At 39.4% G+C, this 4,058-nt stretch carries 6 protein-coding genes; all 6 read right to left on the bottom strand.

Annotation, left to right across the window (positions count from 1 at the left end; translation table 11 throughout):
- Positions 1-425: 425 nt before the first annotated feature.
- Positions 426-752, bottom strand: coding sequence for a thioredoxin family protein (locus WB217_RS02760; RefSeq protein WP_423990430.1), 327 nt, complete (start codon positions 750-752; stop codon positions 426-428).
- A gap of 6 nt (positions 753-758) precedes the next feature.
- Positions 759-1,109 (bottom strand): toprim domain-containing protein, encoded by a 351-nt coding sequence (locus WB217_RS02755; protein WP_423990428.1) that lies wholly within the window; start codon positions 1,107-1,109, stop codon positions 759-761.
- Between the two features lie 198 nt (positions 1,110-1,307).
- Entirely contained in the window at positions 1,308-1,547 is a 240-nt protein-coding gene (locus WB217_RS02750) for a YusG family protein (RefSeq protein ID WP_423990426.1), read from the bottom strand.
- 144 nt (positions 1,548-1,691) lie between these two features.
- On the bottom strand, positions 1,692-2,072 hold the full coding sequence (gene gcvH / locus WB217_RS02745; protein ID WP_423990424.1) for a glycine cleavage system protein GcvH: 381 nt from the start codon (positions 2,070-2,072) through the stop codon (positions 1,692-1,694).
- A gap of 53 nt (positions 2,073-2,125) precedes the next feature.
- Complete coding sequence (locus tag WB217_RS02740) at positions 2,126-2,482, bottom strand: arsenate reductase family protein (RefSeq protein WP_423990422.1); 357 nt, start codon at positions 2,480-2,482, stop codon at positions 2,126-2,128.
- Between the two features lie 407 nt (positions 2,483-2,889).
- On the bottom strand, positions 2,890-4,058 hold a 1,169-nt coding region (locus WB217_RS02735), incomplete at its 5' end, for an acyl-CoA dehydrogenase family protein (protein WP_423990420.1).

Here is a 4,058-nt window from a genome sequence, read left to right as displayed (position 1 = left end):
ATCGAGAGACATAAATCCAGATTATTAACTAATAGCATAATATGATTCTTCTTCTGTATAGCATTCATAAAGCTTTCGATTTTTTCTTCCATCCCGTTCAGCCCCCTGCTATTACATATTCCTTGTTTAACGGAAAAAACCTGTAATAATCCTTCGACAAATCGTACGGGGCACCTAAATAAATAGGTTCACTGCTATAGGAAAGTCGATTGATGCTGCATTCTAACAAATACTTGATATCATTTTCTTGCTTTTGTGCGAAATCCGCAAAAAAAAGACAATGCCTAAGTGGAATTTCGGCATTGTCTATCATTTCCCGAGAAATATGTCTAAACACTGAACAGTCTAGGCAGGTTTTGTTTGAAAGATAATTTGATTTTGTGTTTTTTAACAAAAAGCAATAACTGAGCCCACAAAAAAACGGCTTAGCCTTTTATTTGTACATTCTCCTGGTTTTTCAATTTTTCATATAAATAAGGGACAGACTGAAATGCATATATTTTCTCCTGGATCTCTCCCTTGTTTAAGACAATCAGGCATGGAACGCTTTCGATTTCGAATCGCTCAGCCATTGCTGGAAAGTAATTCAAATCTGCTTTACCAGCAGAAAGATCAGGCAACAGTTGTTCTACTACTGTAAGCATTTTCCCTGCTACCTGGCATGTTCCGCACATAGGCGTATAAAAATACAGGAATCCTGTCTGCTTTTCTGCCAAAAAAGCTTCTATTTCTTCCTTTGTCCACTCTTTCATCTACAGTCATCCTTTTTCTAAAAACTCTGCATGAACGTCGATATTTGCTCCAATCAAAACTGTAGCCAGATGGTACTCAGGTGCAGTGGCCACTTCCTTGTACATTTTGTCAATATACAGATGATTCGCTTCCGGAAATTCTCGTTTAAATTGCTTTCGAAGCTTCTCCCCGGATGCATCCGCATCGACAAGGATATATACATCTTTATCAAAAAGTGAATCAATCAGCTCATCAAGCTTAGACACACCAATCGTTCCATTTGTACAAATTATTTCTACCGGTTCTTTTAGCACGGTCTGTACCTTTCTTTTGTCTGACGAGCCTTCCACTATGATTACCTTGTGATTTTCGTCCATCGCCATAACCACCTATGCACCAGAAAATAATTACTATACAACATTATAAACATTATTAATTGAATTGTGCGGGTTAGTACATATTTCTATTGTCACTGTTTTTGTTATATATTGCAAAAATTTTACCTAGCTCCTATGTGTGGATGAGCATTTTTTTTAATAAAAAAAACAGCGGCTCGATTGGCCGCTGTTTCATCCTTAACACCAGCCGCCTTCATCACAATCAGTATACCGAGGTTCAGATTGGTCCGGAACTGATACATGCTGGTAAATTCTATTCTGTTCGGATTCATAATGATGGCCAAGCTCAAGCTGAACGCCATCTGGGAGTTTGATTTTTCCGATTGGTTCATTTTCTAAATATAAATGGATTGCTCCATTTTCTAATTTGCCTGTAACACGATCAGTAATATCTAATTTTTGCTGATTTAATGTCATCGCTATTACTCCCTTTCCAGTTTCTTCGCTGCTTTTATTTTGTCCGAAATCCGCAAAATGAAGTGATGGAAAAATACAGGAGATACAGAAAAGCTGCAGATAAAATAAAAACGCCTTGAAGGTATCAAGGCGTTAGCTAAGATCTTATTCTTTTGTCATTTCTTCGTATTGTTCAGCTGTCATAAGCTTGTCTACTTCACTGTTGTCAGAAAGTTCAACAACAATCATCCATGCTTTTTCATATGGAGATTCGTTAACAAATTCAGGGCTGTCATTTAAGTCTTCGTTAACTTCTACTACTTTGCCGCTTACTGGAGCGTAAAGTTCCGAAACCGTTTTAACAGATTCAACACTTCCGAATGGCTCATCAGCAGAGATTTCGTCTCCTACTTCAGGTAGTTCGACGAATACGATGTCTCCCAGTTCAGATTGAGCGAAGTCAGTAATACCTACGCGAACCTTTTCTCCTTCAACTTTTACCCACTCATGTTCTTCAGAATAACGCAACTCTTTTGGTGTATTCATTTACTATCCCTCCATTTGTATATCTCTATCGATAAATATCGATGGGATCAAAATTAAAGCCATGCTTTTTCATAATCTTCTTCTTTAAAACCTACGGTTACTCTTTCCCCGTCTGTCATTAGCGGACGCTTGATCAGCATTCCATCTGAAGCAAGCACTTCCAATAACTCGTCATGGGACGCCGACTTAACCTTGTCTTTTAGCCCTAGCTCGCGATACTTCTGACCGCTCGTATTAAAGAACTTTTTTAAATCGAGGCCGCTTTTATTTAGCATTTCCTCTAGCTCAGAGCGTGAAGGAGGGTTTTCGACAATATGTACTTCATTATAAGCTACTTCATGTTGATCTAACCATTTTTTAGCATTCCTGCAGGTGCCGCATTTAGGGTACCAATAAAACGTCTTTGCCATTTTTTCACCACCCTTTGCTAGTATCCCATTAAATAATCCCTCTAAACGGATAGTAACATATAAGGGTGACAAAATTCTAACATTCAGTGTTTAATTTTCTCCATTTTTTCGGCATCACTATCTATTTCTACAAAAACTGCAAAATACCTTCTTTGTCTTAAATTTTATCAATTGAGAATTCTGCCTTGTATTAAACTTTCAAATGACCAATATTTTTCCACATATAGACATTCAACCTAGTTCTGGGCTCTCGAATGATCTTTAGACTGCATCTCATGGACATTCAACCTGGTTTTATACTCCCCGAATGGCCTTTAGACATCAGACATCAGATAGCAGCACCTGTTCTCCTTCAATATAAAATAGCTCCTCCCCAAAATGGAGAGGAGCATATCTTCGCTGCATTATTAAACTAGGAAGCGTTCAGCTTCAATCAGCTTTTCAGAAGCTTCTCGCTTCTTAGCGATCACGTTAATTGGAGTGTGTCTTGTGAACTTGCGCAGTGCAGAAGTCAGCATGCGAAGCGCATCGCCTTCTTCAGTTGCAACAAGAGTTTCTTTTGCATCACGTTCGATTTCATTAAAAGCTTCCTGGCAGAAAATTTGAGTGTATAGAAGCTTCTGTTTGCTCTTTTCAAGGCCATCCTTAGCGATTGCTTTTTCCGTACGCAGAACAGCTGATTCCATTGAATAAGCATTTGAGATGATATCTGCTATGTTAACAAGGATTTCTTGTTCTCTTTCTAAGGCCTTGCCAAACTTTTGAGCAGCCAACCCAGCTGCCAGCAAGCCGATTTTCTTTGCGTTTTTAACTAGGTATTTTTCCTGTGCAAGCGGCTCATCACCTGGCTCTTCAGGCATCAGCATCATAAGCTCTTCCTGAAGCTGCTGCGCTTTTTGCAATAATGGAAGCTCACCCTTCATAGCTTTGCGCAGGAATGTTCCTGGAACAAGAAGACGGTTGATTTCGTTTGTACCTTCAAAAATACGGTTGATCCTTGAGTCACGGTATGCTCTTTCAATTTCATATTCTTGCATGAATCCGTATCCGCCGTGAATCTGTACGCCTTCATCTACAACATAATCAAGTGTCTCTGTAGCGAACACTTTGTTCATGGAACATTCAATTGCATACTCAGCGATAGAATCAGCTACTGCTTTACCGTTATTGATTTCTTCGTCTGATAGCTTGCTCATGCGGTCTTCAAATAGACCTACTGTACGATACACAGAGCTTTCAGATGCGTATATCTTGGAAGCCATTGTAGCAAGCTTTTCTTTTGTCAGGTTGAACTGGGAAATAGGAGTCTTAAACTGCTGGCGCTGGTTAGCATACTTCACTGTAATGCCAAATGCATGCTTTGCTCCTCCTGTAGCACCTACACCCAATTTATAACGTCCGATATTCAGGATATTGAAGGCAATGATATGGCCTTTACCAGCTTCTCCTAGCAGGTTTTCAACCGGAACCATAGCATCTTGAAGAATCAATGTACGAGTAGAGGAGCTCTTGATCCCCATCTTCTTTTCTTCAGCACCTACAGAAACGCCTGGGTATTCTCTTTCAACGATGAATG

It is taken from the genome of Mesobacillus sp., assembly GCF_049588175.1.
GTDB lineage: Bacteria > Bacillota > Bacilli > Bacillales > Cytobacillaceae > Mesobacillus.
Note: the sequence above shows the minus strand (reverse complement) of the source record. Positions and strands in the feature narration are given on the sequence as shown.